General features: G+C 47.6%; 12 protein-coding genes. 2 read left to right on the top strand and 10 right to left on the bottom strand.

The genetic code is table 11. The annotated features are described in order from the left end of the window. Positions 1 to 115 precede the first annotated feature (115 nt). Positions 116 to 397 carry a T9SS type A sorting domain-containing protein gene (locus tag ONT08_RS08925; protein ID WP_182429209.1) on the bottom strand — a complete coding sequence of 94 codons (282 nt, stop codon included), beginning with the start codon at positions 395 to 397 and terminating at the stop codon, positions 116 to 118. A 199-nt stretch (positions 398 to 596) separates the two neighbouring features. Beyond that, positions 597 to 1,634, bottom strand: a complete 1,038-nt coding sequence (gene galE, locus ONT08_RS08920) for a UDP-glucose 4-epimerase GalE (RefSeq protein ID WP_118200430.1) — start codon at positions 1,632 to 1,634, stop codon at positions 597 to 599. A gap of 176 nt (positions 1,635 to 1,810) precedes the next feature. Between galE and ONT08_RS08915 the strand changes: the two genes are divergently transcribed. After that, entirely contained in the window at positions 1,811 to 3,799 is a 1,989-nt protein-coding gene (locus tag ONT08_RS08915) for a fructose-1,6-bisphosphatase (RefSeq protein WP_119235965.1), read from the top strand. Between the two features lie 53 nt (positions 3,800 to 3,852). On the opposite strand, the gene ONT08_RS08910 is transcribed toward ONT08_RS08915, so the two are convergent. The 8 genes from ONT08_RS08910 to ONT08_RS08875 form a co-directional block, all read right to left on the bottom strand. After that, complete coding sequence (locus ONT08_RS08910; RefSeq protein WP_117586731.1) at positions 3,853 to 4,311, bottom strand: lipocalin-like domain-containing protein; 459 nt, start codon at positions 4,309 to 4,311, stop codon at positions 3,853 to 3,855. A gap of 20 nt (positions 4,312 to 4,331) precedes the next feature. After that, positions 4,332 to 5,912: a capsule assembly Wzi family protein gene (locus tag ONT08_RS08905; RefSeq protein ID WP_119235956.1), complete on the bottom strand. Its 1,581-nt coding sequence runs from the start codon at positions 5,910 to 5,912 to the stop codon at positions 4,332 to 4,334. Between the two features lie 136 nt (positions 5,913 to 6,048). Further along, complete coding sequence (gene nqrF, locus ONT08_RS08900; protein ID WP_119235955.1) at positions 6,049 to 7,323, bottom strand: NADH:ubiquinone reductase (Na(+)-transporting) subunit F; 1,275 nt, start codon at positions 7,321 to 7,323, stop codon at positions 6,049 to 6,051. Between the two features lie 18 nt (positions 7,324 to 7,341). Next, positions 7,342 to 7,965: an NADH:ubiquinone reductase (Na(+)-transporting) subunit E gene (nqrE, locus tag ONT08_RS08895; RefSeq protein WP_119235954.1), complete on the bottom strand. Its 624-nt coding sequence runs from the start codon at positions 7,963 to 7,965 to the stop codon at positions 7,342 to 7,344. A 1-nt stretch (position 7,966) separates the two neighbouring features. Then, positions 7,967 to 8,593, bottom strand: coding sequence for an NADH:ubiquinone reductase (Na(+)-transporting) subunit D (locus ONT08_RS08890; protein ID WP_264959740.1), 627 nt, complete (start codon positions 8,591 to 8,593; stop codon positions 7,967 to 7,969). Positions 8,594 to 8,605: 12 nt separating this feature from the next. Further along, positions 8,606 to 9,208, bottom strand: a complete 603-nt coding sequence (locus tag ONT08_RS08885; protein ID WP_089542478.1) for an FMN-binding protein — start codon at positions 9,206 to 9,208, stop codon at positions 8,606 to 8,608. 18 nt (positions 9,209 to 9,226) lie between these two features. After that, a complete protein-coding gene (locus tag ONT08_RS08880; RefSeq protein ID WP_153073531.1) occupies positions 9,227 to 10,384 on the bottom strand; it encodes an NADH:ubiquinone reductase (Na(+)-transporting) subunit B in 1,158 nt (385 codons plus the stop codon). Positions 10,385 to 10,411: 27 nt separating this feature from the next. Then, positions 10,412 to 11,767, bottom strand: a complete 1,356-nt coding sequence (locus ONT08_RS08875; protein WP_118253370.1) for a Na(+)-translocating NADH-quinone reductase subunit A — start codon at positions 11,765 to 11,767, stop codon at positions 10,412 to 10,414. Between the two features lie 353 nt (positions 11,768 to 12,120). Here ONT08_RS08875 and ONT08_RS08870 point away from each other — a divergent pair, with 353 nt between their 5' ends. Continuing rightward, the gene (locus ONT08_RS08870) at positions 12,121 to 16,320 is read left to right on the top strand and encodes a translocation/assembly module TamB domain-containing protein (RefSeq protein WP_264959739.1); all 4,200 of its coding nucleotides are present in this window, start codon (positions 12,121 to 12,123) and stop codon (positions 16,318 to 16,320) included. Positions 16,321 to 17,336: the final 1,016 nt, after the last annotated feature.

Here is a 17,336-nt window from a genome sequence, read left to right as displayed (position 1 = left end):
CCCTGTCGTGGCAAGAACAGAACATCAAACAGCAAGAAATGATAAGTAACGAAAAATGAAAGACTTTCACTTTCTGATTAAAGTTAAACGGCATTCTAAGGCCTCTATGGTACTATTAATGCTTTACGCAAATTTTGCGCGTAAAGGTATTTCCCACCTTTACAACATAGATACCATCAGCCAATGGCAAGTTTACGCGCTTGTCATTACCTTCTATGCGGAAGGTCTTGATAGTAACACCTGCCACATTATATATTCTCACCACTTGCCCGCTAGCGCCGGTGATATGCATCACGCCCCCAGCATAGTTCAAGTTGATATCTGCCACATCAAGGTCTGCCCATTCTATGTTTCCCTCGTTGGCCATAGCATCCGAAGGAACAGAAAGCGCTAACATTGCAATTGTTAATATTGAAAGTAAAGTCCGTTTCATATATTTTCAAGTTTCGTTAAACCAATAGTTCTTTCTGCAAAGATATATAAAAAAAAGGAAACTTACCGTCTTCCCGACGATAAGTTTCCCAAAAATTAGCTTTTTTAACCTTTCAGAGGAAAAAAGAAGCCAATTCACATTATTTTCTAAAACAACCAACACTTTACATGATGCCATCAGCGCGAAGTTTCTGCTGCCATTTCCAAGCAGAAGCCAACACATCCTCAAGCTTAGCCTCAGCCTTCCAGCCGAGTACCTTGTTAGCCTTGGTGCAATCACCCCAAATTTTCTCAATATCGCCCTCTCTTCGTGGACCATACTTCCAATTCAGTTTCACACCTGTAGCTTTTTCAAAAGTCTCAACAATTTCGAGAGTTGAGTTTCCATTACCTGTACCGATATTGAAATATTCAATAGGCTCAGTCTCCTTATCAAGAACACGTGCCATAGCAGCTACATGCGCCTTAGCCAAATCTACAACATAAATATAGTCGCGTATACAGGTTCCATCAGGAGTATCATAATCATTACCAAAGATAGTGAGTTCCTTGCGGATACCCATAGCTGTCTGAGTAACGTATGGAATCAGATTGTTTGGCACACCATTTGGCAACTCACCAATCTCAGCAGAAGGATGTGCACCTATAGGATTGAAATATCTCAATACAATGCTCTTGATGGCTGCACCACTATGGATATAATCAGCTATGACCTGCTCATTAATCTCCTTAGTATTGCCATAAGGTGAAGTAGCCTTCTGATGAGGAGCCTCTTCTGTTACAGGCAAATTCTCAGGCTTTGGCTGACCATAAACGGTACAAGAAGAAGAGAAGATAATACCCTTTACCTGATACTTTGGCATAAGTTCCAGGAGATTGATGAGCGATATGATATTGTTACGATAATACAACAATGGTTTCTGTACGCTCTCGCCTACTGCCTTACTCGCAGCAAAGTGAATGATACCCTCAATATCAGGATATTTCTGGAATACAGCCTCGGTAGCAGCCTTGTCGCGCAAATCAACCTGTTCAAAAGCAGGGCGGATACCAGTAATCTTTTCGATACCATCGAGTACTTCAATCTTTGAGTTTGAGAGATCATCTACGATAACAACATTGTAGCCTGCCTGCTGCAACTCTACTGTAGTATGGCTACCTATGAAGCCTGTACCACCTGTAACAAGAATAGTTTGTTTCATAATCAAATCTAGTTAGTTTGAAGAATTATTATATTTCTTCTGCAAAAGTACTGCAAAAATCTGAAAAAACAGAAAGATTTTTCAAAAATATACTTTTTTCCTTTGTTTTATCTATTATTTATACTATCTTTGCAAAAGATAAATCGTAAAAAGGCTCTAAGAAAATGGAAAAAAACATGAAACATTATAATATAGAACAAGACATGAGATATTTGCAGTTGCTCTCTCAGTCGTTCCCTACTATAGCAGAGGCGAGCACCGAGATTATCAACCTGCAAGCCATCCTCAACCTGCCAAAGGGTACCGAGCATTTCCTTGCCGACATCCATGGTGAGTATGAGGCCTTCCTGCATGTACTGAAAAATGCATCAGGAAATATCAAGCGTAAGGTGAACGAACTATTTGGCAATACCCTTCGCGAACAGGAGAAGCGAGAACTCTGCTCTCTTATTTACTATCCTGAGCAGAAACTGGAACTCGTCAAGCAGAACGAACCCGACATCAACGACTGGTATCACATCACCCTGCACCAGTTGGTGGCTGTATGCCGTGATGTTTCCAGCAAATATACCCGAAGCAAGGTGCGCAAATCGCTGCCATGCGATTTCTCGTATATTATCCAGGAGCTTTTGCACGAGCACACCGAAGATCATGACAAGACAGCCTATGTCAATGTTATTGTTGATACGATTATCAGCACAGGCAGAGCCGATGATTTCATCATCGCTATAGCCAACGTAATCCAGCGCCTGGCTATCGACCAGCTTCATATTCTGGGCGATATCTACGATAGAGGTCCAGGAGCCCACATCATCATGGACAAGATGCGCCACTACCACAGTTGGGACATCCAGTGGGGTAATCACGATGTACTATGGATGGGAGCAGCTGCCGGCAATGATGCCTGCATCTGCAATGTGATCCGCCTCTCCCTGCGATACGCCAACCTCTCGACATTGGAAGAAGGCTATGGCATCAACCTCGTACCACTCGCTACTTTTGCGATGGAAACCTACAAGGATGATGATTGCAAAGAATTTCTGCCTAAGCTCAGCGGAGGTGCAGCAGCAATGGATGAAAAGACTCAGCGGCTCACCTCTCAGATGCACAAGGCTATAGCTGTCATCCAGTTTAAATTAGAGAGCCAGCTTTTCAAGAAGCATCCGGAATGGAAGATGAAAGACCGTTGTCTTTTTGACCATATCGATTACAGTAAAGGCAAGGTAGAGATTGACGGAAAAGAGTATGACATGACCTCATGCCACTTCCCTACCATCGATCCGGACAATCCAGACAAACTATCTGAAGAAGAGGAAATTCTGATTCAGAAACTGCATCATTCGTTTATGGTCTGCGAGAAGCTGCACAAGCATATCAAGGTTATGCTGCAGCATGGTTGCATGTACGCTATCTTCAACAACAACCTGCTCTTCCATGCTTCCTGTCCGCTCAACGAAGATGGTTCATTAAAAGAGGTAGAAATATATCCTGGCAAAAAATTCAGCGGCAGAGCCTTGATGCATCATACAGGCATGCAGATACGTACGGCTTTCCAATCAGATTCTGATCCGAATGAAAAGGAATATGCCATCGATTATTTCATCTACCTATGGTGCGGTCCAGACAGTCCGCTCTTCGACAAGAGTAAGATGGCAACCTTCGAGCGCTATTTCATTACTGACAAGGAGACGCATAAAGAAGAAAAGGGATACTACTTCCTGTTGCGCGATAACGAACAGGTTATCGACCATATTATGGATGAGTTTGGGGTAACCGGTCCTAACCGCCATATCATCAATGGGCACGTGCCCGTTCGCACAACCAAGGGCGAGAACCCTATCAAGGCAAACGGCAAGCTGATGGTTATCGATGGAGGCTTCTCTAAAGCCTACCACAACGAGACTGGCATTGCCGGCTACACCTTAGTATACCACTCCCGCGGATTTCAGCTGGTCCAGCACGAGCCATTTACGAGTATGGAAGATGCCATCAAGCAAGGTACCGACATCAAGAGTATCACACAGATTGTAGAAATGTCGAACCGCCGAATGCTGGTAGCCGACACAGATATAGGTTGCGAACTCCGTAAGCAGATAGAAGATCTGAAGGAGCTTCTCTATGCTTACCGACATGGTTTCATCAAGGAATCAGAAAGGAAGAAGTAAGAAACCGAGCATACAAAAAAGCCCCCGGTGCTACATGCATCGAAGGCTTTTTTTCAGAATTTTCTGAACCGCAATCTCAGGGTTTTACTCTTCAGTTGCATCTTACCTCCGGTCATTACCTCCTTGGCAAAATGCTCATTCAGATGATTGATGCCACAGCTACGCAAAGAATCATTCATTTCTGTCAAAAGTACATCGCCTCCATAATCTTCATGCCATTTATTACGATAAACAGATGTAATCAGCAAACTGTCGGAGGTTTGCTCAAAACGCAGATAAAATCCTCTACCATCACTAAAATAATCATAATCAGCAACCTGAATCAGCTTATACTGGCAGCCCCAGAACACGCGCTTATCTGCAAAGTTACAAGTACCCCCTGTAGCTAAAGTATCTACCTGCTCCAGATGCCAGAAACCATCCAAATCACCATTCTGGCTTGTTTCTACCTCACATGAGCTTAGAGTGAGCATTATAACAGCAAGGGAAAGCACCCCTATTATCTTTTTCATATTTTCTATCTTATCGATTATTATTTTCTTTTCGTCAGCAAACCTCTTTTGCTGATGGTTATCTGCATACCGGCATTATGCCCCAGCATCTTTTCGCTACCGAAATCCATCGCATAGCCTGCCTTCAACTGCCACTGATGCGGGAAATCATAATGGGCCTCTACCAGAAAACTTACATTATGATGCTTTTTTGTAAACGGGTTGCTATATGTACCCCAACCTTTCTGATAGGTGCCTAATATACGATAGCCCAACCGCTGTGTAGGCTGACCATCAAACCCCAGATGATAAGCTATGAAACGGTTGTTTCTGATATCAATATATCCGTCGTTATTATAAATAGGCGAACGGTAGAGTGGATTTCCTATCACCTGGCCCCAATGCTGCCATCCAGGATAGATGCTGTGGTTATAATAATCATCAGTACCCGCTATATGGTCTGCGATACCCGATGTACGGTCATGATTGTACGGACCACTCTGATATTTGGTATAGAGATACTCCAGCACCACATTTTTCAGCCAGCGCGAATACTTCAGATTCAGTTCGAAGCCCAGCATGATGTCCTTCAGCGAATACATGAAGAAACGCCGTTTTACTTTCTTATTCCAGTCTGCGCCCTCACCATATCCATTATAGTCGAGGAGAAACATCTGGCTGTGATCTTCGAAATAATGATCGGCATAGATGGCAGCTTTCCAACTGTCAGTGTCATAATTGATACGCATCAACCAACTGCCCAACTGGTTGCCGGCAACATTGGCATAAGCCCCTTCTCCTGCATCAGAGCCCGTTGCCGACAGCGCATGCCAGAAGCCTTTCAGATTTTTCTCGGTAGGAATCTGTACCATACTGTCACCTATTAGACGATATGCATTGCCACCAAACTGAGCAACCATTTCCAAGCCCATTTCTATGCTGAGCGGACAGAAAGCATTCTCGTTTCCGATACGCAAGAAACCAGCCTTGCTGTGATAGAGCATGTGGTCACAATATTTAGTCTGCCGTTTCGTAAAATCATGCTGCCAGCCATCATCCGTAGTCATACCATAAGCCAGATGACCTTTCAGTTGCAGCCAGCCTCTACCAAACGGAAGCGTCCAATATTCAGGAAGCGCCAGACGAACCTGAGGTATCGGACGGGCATTGATACCCAGACACTGGCTACCACTCGAGAGCGACTGGTTTTTTAGCTCCATCGGATATTCCTTGGCACCTGCAGTCAGCACACCATAAAGCCAGCGGACCTCCACATAAGCCTGCTGCACCACTATATTGCTGGTATAGTTTACCGGTACTGCCACATCTACTCCATATCCTACAGCCCAGCGGCGAGCCGAATCTGCAGAAAGCGGACGAACCAGACTACCTCTGAGATAGCCGTTATTCTTTTCTAAAGAACTTAATCCATATTTGTTTGCGTTAAGCCACAATGGGGTTTTACCTTTCGAAAACGACCCTTGCATCTCAACACCATATTGTATATTTTCCCGAAGATCTATCTTCTCCGTGCCATCCCCCTCCTGCCACATATACTGGGCCATAGATGGGGCTGCCAGACAGCAAAGGGCAAAACATACACCTACCTTTATCTTATTCATAATTAAATCTATACTTTCAAGATAAAAACGTAATTATCTCTATTATATTGTATATATTCAGAAAAATAAAAAAAAGAGCAACACTTGCCTCTCATTTTTTGAGAACAAGCATTGCTCTTTTGATTGAATTATCGTTTTATCCGAAGTTATCGTACATGATGCTCTCAGGATCTACTCCGAGAGAATCCAGATAATCTGTAACGGTCTTGATCAGCATTGGAGGTCCGCAGAGATAGTACTCGCAATCCTCTGGTGCCTCGTGATCCTTCAAGTAGGTATCACGGATGCAGTTAACAGCAAATCCCTCGTAGTACTTCACGCCCTGAGCATCTGCCACTGGGTCCTTGCGGTCCAATGAAAGATGGAAGTGGAAGTTAGGGAATTCCTTCTCAAGCTCCCAGAAGTCCTCAAGGAAGAACGCCTCACCCAATGCACGCGCTCCGTAGAAGAAGTGAAGCTCACGGTCGGTAGTGTGCAGGGTCTTGGTCATGTGCATAATCTGCGCACGCAATGGAGCCATACCGGCACCACCACCAATCCAGATCATCTCCTTGCCTGAGGTGAAGTTAGGATGGAAGTCGCCGTAAGGACCACTCATCATTACCTTGTCGCCTGGCTTCAGAGAGAAGATGTAAGAAGAAGCGATACCTGTTGGTACGTTCTGGAATCCTACCTGTGGACGTGGCAAGAATGGAGTTGTGGCGATACGTACGGTCAGGGTGATGATGTCACCCTCGTCAGGATAGTTCGCCATAGAGTAAGCACGAACGGTAGGCTCTGGGTTGTGAGCCTTCAGAGAAAGAATGTTGAACTTCTTCCATGTACCGATGTACTCCTCGCCAATGAGATCCTTGTCGAAGTCCTTGTCGTAATCGATGCAGTCGTATGCAGGAATCTTGATCTGAGCGTAAGAACCCGGAACGAAGTCCATATGCTCGCCTGGAGGCAGAGCCACCTTGAACTCCTTGATGAAGCTGGAAACGTTCTTGTTGGAGATAACCTCGCACTCCCACTCTTTCACGCCCATCACGCTCTCAGGCACCTTGATCTTCAGGTCGCCCTTCACCTTGCACTGGCATCCCAGGCGCCAGTGGTCCTTAATCTGCTTGCGGGTGAAGTGAGGCTTCTCTGAATCGAGAATCTCGCCGCCGCCCTCTAGCACCTGAACCTTACACTGGCCACAGCTTGCCTTACCACCGCAGGCAGAAGGCAGGAAGATGCCGTTCTCATTCAGCGTAGTCATCAAACTGCTGCCCTGAGGCACGTTGATGGTCTTGTCGCCATTGATTTCGATATTTACATTTCCGCTAGGGCTCAGATACTTCTTAGCCACGAGCAGGATGATAACCAGCAGGAGAATCACCACGAGGAAAACTCCGATACTAGCCAATATAAATGATGTATTACCCATATCTATAGTCCTCCTATTTTAGATTTTCAAGCCTGAGAAGCAAAGCATAGCCATTGCCATGAGGCCTACTGTGATAAATGTGATGCCGAGTCCCTGCAATGGCTTTGGCACGTCGCAATACTGCATCTTCTCGCGGATGGCTCCCATCAGGACGATGGCGAGTGTCCAACCCAGACCGGAACCTACGGCATATACGATGCTATCCCATACTGAGGTGATAGCCTGAGAACTGGTAGGCTCCATCAGGATGCGCTGCTGCATGAAGAGAGATGCACCCATGATGGCACAGTTTACGGCAATCAATGGCAGGAAGATACCCAGCGCTGCATAGAGCGATGGTGAGAACTTCTCTACAATCATCTCTACCAGCTGCACGATACCGGCGATGACGGCGATGAAGAGGATGAAGCTCAGGTAAGTGAGGTCAACACCCAGAATGCCATCGGCGCTGAGCACCTTGGTCTGCAACAGGTAATCTACAGGCACGGTGATGAGCAACACGAAGGTTACTGCCAAGCCCAAGCCCAAAGAGGTCTTCACGTTCTTGGATACTGCCAAGTATGAACACATACCCAGGAAGTAGGCGAAGATCATGTTATCGACGAAAATCGAACGGAAAAACAAACTTATTGCATGCTCCATCTTACTGCTCCTCCTTATAAATATAGGCACGATGTACCCAGATTACACATCCAACGAGAATCAATGCCATGGCTGGCATGGTCATCATACCGTTGTTAACATATCCGAAGTTGTAAGCTCCCTCCGGTATCAGCTGGAAACCGAGCAATGAGCCGCGGCCCAGAAACTCACGAACAGCACCCACAATCACGAGGATGAGGGCGTAACCCAAACCATTACCAACACCATCGAGGAATGAAGGCCAAGGCTTGTTCATCATGGCGAACGCCTCCAAGCGACCCATCAGAATACAGTTAGTGATGATCAGACCCACATACACGGAGAGCTGCACGCTCACGTCGTAGGCGAAAGCCTTCAGCACCTGGCTCACGATGGTAACCAGGGCAGCAACTACCACCAGCTGGACGATGATACGGATGCGCTGAGGGATGGTGTTGCGGATGATGGAAATAATCACGTTAGAGAATGCCGTGATGATAGTAACGGCAAGTCCCATCACAATGGCTGGCTTCAGCTGGGAAGTAACAGCCAGGGCACTACAGATACCAAGCACCTGAACGAGGATAGGGTTGTCGCCGTTCAGTGGCTTGATGAATGCCTCCTTATTTTGTTTACTAAATAATGCCATAATTTCGCTTAATTATTTAATGAATTTAGCAAGACCTTCCTTGAGCATGGCATCCACACCATCGGATGTCAATGTAGCACCGGTAACGGCATCTACATTGTTAGGGTCGCCGGCAGGAGCGTCTTTCTCAACGCCCAGAGCGATGCCCTCTACTCCATCCTTGTGAATCTTCTTGCCCTGGAACTTCTGCTGCCACTTCAGGTTGTCCTTGATTTCAGCACCAAGTCCGGCAGTCTCGCCTTCGTGGTTGAAATATACGCCATAGATGGTGTTGTTGTCGGCATCCACGGCGATGAAGCCTGAAATGCCGCCCCAGAGACCCATACCCTTTACAGAGTAAACGGTCTTCTTCTGACCATCAATCTCGCACTCGTAATACTTCATGCCGTCCTTCTCCTTCTCGTCCTTCACCACCTCTTTATATTTGGCAGCCGCAGTAGCGTTGTCAAGGTCGCGCAGGTTCAGCGAGTTGAGAATCTGCTTCTGAGTATCAAGAGCCACGTTGGCATCCTGTGTTGCCTTCAGCGAAGAAGACACGAACGCGAGCAGGAATGCCACGATTACCACGATGATAACCGAATAGATAATAGTATAGCTATTTGAATTTGTCTTCATATCTACATTCCTCCTACATTATTTAATAGCACGTTTAGCACGGCGTGAGATGTTGCCCTGAACTACACAGTAGTCGATGAGTGGAGCAAACATGTTGCCGAAGAAGATAGCGAGCATCATACCCTCTGGATAACCTGGGTTCATCACACGTACGATAACGGCGATGGCCCCGATGAAGAATCCGTAGAAGTACTTACCCTTCTCAGTACGGGCTGAGGTTACAGGGTCGGTAGCCATGAATACGGCACCGAAGCAGAAACCACCGAGAATGATGTGCTCATACCAGGCGATAGGTGTCATGCCGAGAGCCTGGAAGATAAGCGCCATCACGATGCCGCCTGCGAATACGCTGCCCATGGTCTTCCATGATGCGATGCCTGTCCAGAGAAGGATGATGGCACCGATGGCAATGGCGATGACTGAAGTCTCACCGATACAGCCAGGAATGAAACCGATGATAGAATCGCAGAGACTAGCTGAAGGCATGCTGCCCTGAGCCAGCTGTCCAAGAGGAGTAGCAGCAGTGAAGCCATCAGGCAGGGTGTTACCCAGACCGAAGATAGCATCCTTAGCCACCCAGACCTTATCACCACTCATAGCCAATGGATATGAGAAGAAGAGGAACATACGGGCACCCACAGCCACATTGAAGATGTTCATACCGGTACCACCGAAGATCTCCTTGCAGAAAATAACTGCGAAGGCGCACGCCAGGGCGAGCATCCACAGCGGTGTAGAGATAGGGATGATCAATGGGATGATGATACCGCTAACGAGGTAACCCTCCTGGATTTCCTCGTGCTTCCACTGAGCCCAGGCAAACTCGATGCCGAGACCCACGATGTAGCTAACCAGCAACTTAGGGAGGACAGCCAGGAATCCGAAGCCGAAGACCTCGATGAAGCTGGCAGTATCCAGTGTACCTGCAGCTTTGAAATTCTGGTATCCCACATTATACATACCGAAGAGCAAAGCAGGAATCAGGGCGATTACCACAAAGCTCATGATGCGCTTCGAGTCGATGGAATCGTGGATGCTGGCTCCGCTCTTCGCTGTCGTATTAGGCACGTACAGGAAGCTCTCAAAACCGTCAAACACGCTCTCGAAGGCATGCAGCTTACCTCCCTTCTGGAAGTTAGGCTTTATCTTATTGAGATAATTTCTTAATGCACTCATTATTTTAATAATTAACAGTACTAAAAACTAAGCGTTCTCCTTGCGCAGGGTATCCAAGCCCTCGCGTACAATCTTCTGCAATTCGAGCTTAGATGAATCCACGAACTCAGCCACAGCAAAATCTTCAGGACTTACCTCGTAGATACCGAGCTGCTCCTGCTTGTCGATATCGCCGGTGATGATTGCCTTGATGAGATACTCACCATAGATGTCCATCGGGAGCACCTTGTCATACTCGCCGCTCATGATCATGTGGCGCTCGCCACCCTTCACGCGGGCATCGAGATTATACTCCTTCTTCTTGCCGAAGAGCCAGGAGAGATATGAACGCGATGTAGAGAACTGATCGGTACGTGGAAGAATCCAACCCAGCATCTCGTCGTTGTCATCACCCTCTGGGATGGCTGTAATCTCTGATGTATGACCACCTACAAAATCGGCTGTGGTCGTCTTTACACCGGTAAGAGGATTACCATTGATAAGTCTCACATGGTCAGCAGCTTTCAGCTGATTGGCTACAAAACTGCTTAAAGGTGTACCTACCAATACTTCAGCATAGCCAGGAGTCTTGATTTCACTACCAGCCACAGCTACAGTCTTGTGCAAATCAACCTTACCTGTCAGGAAGAGTCTTCCGAAGAAGATAACCGATGCTGGATCTACTGTCCAAACCACCTCGCCCTTGTTTACCGGGTCGATGTTGTTCACCTGTACGCCTACATTACCTGCCGGGCAAGGACCGTCGAATACATTGAGTTCTACGTTCTTAGCCTCGCCGAGCGCATTGCTGTGCTGGTCAACGCCAACACCGAGATAAGTTTTCGCAATCTTGCTCAAGGCTGTCAAACCCGTCTGGAAAGCCTCTTCGTTGCCTTTGAGTTCTACCTCAAAGTCGGCTGCGAGCGGCATGTCGCGGAGGGCAGAAACGAAAATTGCCTTAGGCTTGGTGTCGGGAGTTGTGGACACAGCATAAGGCAACTGGTTGATGTATCCGAAGAGACCAGCCTCAAGCAGCGCCTGCTTGACAGCCTCACCGTCTAACGCATCAACGTTTTTCTTACCAAAATCCGTAGAGGTCTGTACTGCGTCGGCCTTCACCTTCACGCAGAGCACCTTTCGGCGCTCACCTCTCTCAATGGCGGTTACTTCTCCGCTCACTGGCGAGGCAAACTTCACCTCCGGGCAAGCCTTGTTCACAAACAAGGCATCTCCGGCATTGACATGCTCGCCCTCGCGTACCACTACCTTAGGAGTCACACCCACGAAAGCCGCAGGAACCAGCGCATACTCGCCAGCCTGAGCCACCTGGAGCGTTACATCCTTGGAAGCCTTACCCGTAAGGTTAATGTCCAAGCCTTTACGTAACTTAATTACATTTGCCATAACTACATTAAAAAATATTATATATAAACTTACTAATCACTTCAAGATATATGCCTCAGCGCCCTCATCAAGACGCTATCCTAGCTATCTGCCATAAAACATATATTTTATCTACTTCTATGCTGAAACTTCTAAACGTGCTGCAAAAATAGTGAAAAAAAGTGATATAAAAAAGAAAAATTGTGTGAATTATTCGATTTTATGCCGATTTTTCAGTAATTTTGTCGCAAAATTCAAATTAGTAACATTTTTGTAAACTAGAGAAAGCAACTCTGAAACATTTAAAACATATCATCAATAGCATTATATGGACGCTGGCTGCTGTCTATTTCTTGCTTGTCGTACTGTTGCACGTGCCACCAGTACAGGCCTTCATCGGCTCTGAAGTAGCCGGTGCGCTGGCTCAGAAATTCGGCACTCAGGTAAGTATCGGAAAGGTGAATCTGGGCTTCTTCAACCGCATTATCATAGATGACGTGATGATGCTCGACCAGAAGGGCGACAGCATGATCTGTGCTTCGCGCGTATCGGCAAAGCTCGATTTCCTGCCTTTGAAGGATGGCAAGATTTCGGTTTCATCTGCCCAGCTCTTCGGGCTCAATGCCAACATCTACAAGCAGGATGCCAAGAGCCCGATGAACATCCAGTTCGTGCTCGATTCGCTGGCTTCGAAAGATACCACCCGCCATACTCCGCTCGACCTGCACATCGGAAGCCTGATTATCCGCCATGGTGCCGTTGCCTACAACCAGCGCGATATTGCGCCTGAGCCGGGCGTCTTTTCGCCGCAGCATCTAGGCATCACCGACCTCTCTGCCCACATTATTCTGGGCCATCTCACAGACAATGATATCCATTTGGCTATCAAGAAGATAGCGCTGAAAGATAAATCAGGACTTCAACTCAGAAATCTGAGATTCAAACTCGATGCCGACCAGCAGCAAGCCCTGCTCAGAGACTTCAGCATCGAGCTCCCTCATTCGCAATTGCAGTTTGATGACCTGCGCGCTACCTACCGCATCGAGAACAAGCATATCGTAAAGCCTACACTCCAGTTTCAGGGCGGCATCAAGCCATCCGTCATCACGCTTGCCGATATTGCTTGCTTCGTGCCTGAACTCCGCAAGTTCAAGGATGCCCTGCAGCTTCATCTCCAGTTTTCGGGCACCAGTACATCTGCCCGCATCCATAACCTCGAATTCAAGACTCAGAGCGGCAGTCTGATGCTCAGGGCTAACGGCCGTGTGAGCGATTGGGACCGCCTTCTGCGCTGGAAGGCAAATATCTCAGCCCTCAAGATAACAGGCGATGGCATCGGAGAGGTTTCCAGAAATCTGGGCAAACGCATCAGCATTCCGAAAGAAGTGCTGCGCCTGGGCGACATATATTATATAGGTGAAGTATATGGTGCTGGCAAGAAGGCAGGCACCCGCGGCCAGCTGAAGACCGGCGTGGGCGAAGTAGCCATCAAGGCCGAAAAAGCTGGATCCGAGCTCAAGGCTAGCATCAACACCCAGGGCATCAACCTGGGCCGAATCCTCGACAACGGGCAGTTCGGCATCCTGGCAGCATCGCTTTCGGCTCACGGCAACAAGCAACATTTCTATGCCAAGGGCAGCATTCCGCGCTTCGATTTCAACAAGTACAGCTACCGCAACATTCAGATAGACGGCAGCTATAACCGGGGATTGCTCGAGGGACTCGCATCCATCGCCGACCCTAACGCCAACATCCAGGTAGAAGGCTCCTACTCCATCCCGCACAAGCAGTATGCAGCTACTGCCCATGTACAGCATCTGCTGCCAACCATCCTGGGACTGAAGGTAGCCGACAAGACCTACAGTCTCGATGACATCACCGTAAGCGCCAAGAACCAGGGCAAGGACAGCTATTTCGATCTCGAAGCCCCGTTCGCCAGCATCCATGTTAACGGAGAGTACGATTACGCTACCCTCACCAAGAGCTTCACCAACCTGGTAGCCAGCAAACTGCCTACCCTTCCGGGCATCGGCAAAGTAGACAGGAGCGCGAAGAACCATTTCACCTTCCAGGCAGAAATCACCTCTGCCGAGATACTGCAGCGCATGCTGGGCATTCCGCTGAAGATAGAGCAGCCCGTCTTTGCCGATGGATTCATGAACGATGCCGAGAAAACTGTCAACATCTATGCCAGCGTGCCTGACTTCAGCTATGACGCAAAAGACTATCATGGAGCCAAAGTGCGACTGCATACCATCAACGATTCGATCAAGGTAGATGCGCAGATCAGGCAGGGCAAATGGGGAGATAACGGACCGGGCATCCACGTAAAGGCAGCCGCTGCCGACAACCAGCTCTTCGCCAAGCTCTTCTACAACAACCATTCGGCCAAGCTCCCTATCCAGGGCATCATCGATACGAGGGCGCAGTTCTTCAAGAACGAAGATCATGTTTCTACCGCCCACGTAACCATACACCCGTCTGAAATCAGAATCGACGGCACACCGTGGAAGGTTCATCCTGCCGACATCATCTACAGCAAGAAGCGCCTGCTGGTAGACCATTTCGCCGTGAGCCACGACCAGCAGCACGTCATCGTTTCCGGTCTTGCCACACCCGAGAAGACCGATTCTATCGTAGCCGACCTGAAGGATGTGGATGTGGCATACGTGCTGAACCTCATCAATTTCCATTCGGTAGATTTCACCGGCAAGGCTTCGGGCAAGGCTATCATCAAGAGCCTCTTCAACGACCCTGATGCCTACGCCCAGCTAGACGTGAAGGAGTTTACCTTCGAAAACGGACCGCTCGGTGTGCTCCATGCTGGTGTCAACTTCAATAAGGAGCTTGAACAGATTGATATTCATGCAGTTGCCGATGATGGTCCGGAGCATCAGACGCTCATCAATGGATACGTCTCGCCTAAGCGCAACTATATCGACCTGGGTATCGATGCCCAGGGCACCAGCATGAAATTCCTCGAGAATTTCTGCGGCAGTTTCATGAACCAGGTAGAAGCCTGGGGCGATGGTCATCTCAATGTGGTGGGCGATTTGAAAAGCGTCAATCTCGTAGGCGATATTACCGCTCATGGCAAGGTGCACCTCAAGCAGCTCAACACCGATTATACCTTCGATGCGCTCCGTGCCCACGCTATCCCAGATGATATCCTCATAGAGAATGATACCATCTTCGACCGCAACCGCAACATAGCCATCCTGAGCGGAGGCATCCACCACAAGCACCTCACAAGGCTGAGCTACGACCTCGATATCAAGGCGCACAACTTCCTGGGCTTCGATACCCGCGAGTTTGGCGACAACACCTTCTATGGCACCATCTATGCCACGGGCGAGGTAGGCATCCACGGCAAGAGCGGCGAAACCGTCATCGATATCAACGCCGAGCCCGAACCGGGCAGCATCTTTGTATATAATGTGGCAAGTCCGGACGCCATCAGCGACAAGAGCTTTATCCACTGGCACGAGATTGTGCCGGATATCATGGACAGCCTGAACGGGGCTCCAACCACGAAACAGAGAGAGGATGACATCGATTTCGAATCGGATATGCGCATCAACTTCCTCGTAAACACCAACCAGAACCTCACGCTCAAGCTGATTATGGACGAGCAGTCGGGCGATTACATCACCCTGAACGGAGATGGCGTAATTCGCGCCAACTACTTCAACAAGGGCTCGTTCGACATGTTTGGCAACTATGTGGTAGACCACGGCACCTACAAGCTCACCATCCAGAATCTCATCAAGAAGGAGTTTGAGTTTATGCCGGGCGGCACCATCGCCTTCGGTGGCAACCCATACAACGCCCCACTCAATCTGCGGGCTAAATATACCGTAAACGGAGTGCCGCTGAGCGACCTGCGCATAGGCCGTTCCTTCTCGGGCAACAACATCCGCGTAGACTGCCTGATGGACATCACCGGCACGCCTCAATCGCCTAAGGTAGATTTCTCGATGGACCTGCCTACGGTTAACAGCGATGCGAAGCAGATGATTTACTCTATCATCAATTCGCAGGAAGAGATGAACCAGCAGGTGCTCTATCTCTTGGGCATCGGCAGGTTCTACGCCCAGACCAACAACAACCAGGTGAGCGAGGATAGCGAACAGCAGAGTCAGACTTCGCTGGCGATGCAGAGCCTGCTGAGCGGCACCATCTCGCAGCAGCTGAGCACCATACTTTCCAACGTGGTGAAGAGCAACAACTGGAATTTCGGTGCCAACATATCCACGGGTGATGAAGGTTTCAACAATGCCGAGTATGAGGGCATTCTGAGTGGCAAGCTGCTCAACAACCGGTTACTCTTCAATGGCCAGTTCGGTTATCGCGACAATCCGAATGCCACGCAAAGTTTCATCGGTGATTTTGACCTCCGCTACCTCATCTTCCCTAACGGCAACCTCGCCATACGCATGTACAATCAGACCAACGACCGCTATTTTACGCGCAACAGTCTGAACACGCAGGGTCTCGGTCTCATCATGAAGAAAGACTTCAACGGCCTCCGCGATTTCTTCGGCATCAAAAAGAAGAAGAAGAAAAAGAAATAAAAAGCCAAAAAGAGGGTGTGTCATAACCAGATGACTCACCCTCTTTTTATTTTCAGAACTTTCGCATGTGGGGAAGTTAAAGGAAGTTAGGGATAAGTTAAGGGACAAATGTCCTAAGTTTAAGCTAGAAGACTATTGTCTCTTAACTCCTTAAAATTCTTTAACTTCTGAACTTGCGAAACCAGAATCTAATATGCAAAACTTCAAGTTTTCTGCGTTAATATTTGTTTAAAAATCAGTCCTTTTTCGGTATCGTTAACTTCTTTTATCTGATAATTGTTTAACACAACATAAGACGGGATTCCCTACCCCCACTCGCTTTTTCAAAGATTTCAGCGGTAAGAAAAGAGGAAAAAGTGGACCCCTAAAAAAGGTACCCATTTAGGAACCAAAAATAAACGCTTAAAATATGTAAAAACGGGCAGAATTCTTAAAATATGTTTATATAATGCGAAAAACACCCTTCACCACCCTTCACCCGTAACTATTTGACACACAAAACCTTAAATAAAAAGGTGAAGGGTGAAGGTTTGAAAACTCTTTTTATATATACGCGCGGCAAGGGAAAAAATCCGTTTTTTCATTTTTCTGATTATCTGGTTTTTCCAAAAATCCTAAAAAAAAGAATATAATATAAGATTTAAAATATACCCTTCACCCTTCACCTCATCACTTTTCCGATGTTTCGCTTCTTCACAACTTCTTCTTCAAAATACCCCAACAAAAATGGGCGCAAAAATGCTGCGTTAAAAAGTTTAACCTAGGTTATTCTTTGTAAAAAGTGAGTCCTATAGGACTCGCCGCCTAAGTAAAACATTTTGTATACCTTCGCAACATGAAAAAACGATAAAACCAGATACTGGTATTACTGCGATGAAGTGGACAAGAGAACGGCAGAGGACATCAAGCACCGGCTGCCCTGCATCACACACCCAGCGTGCAGCTCAAGGGAAACTCCAAGAAGCTGACTGACTTCAGGAAGGAAACCTATTGGCTGATGCCGATACGCCGCCCGA

Source organism: Segatella copri, from assembly GCF_026015465.1.
Classification (GTDB): domain Bacteria; phylum Bacteroidota; class Bacteroidia; order Bacteroidales; family Bacteroidaceae; genus Prevotella; species Prevotella copri_E.
Note: the sequence above shows the minus strand (reverse complement) of the source record. Positions and strands in the feature narration are given on the sequence as shown.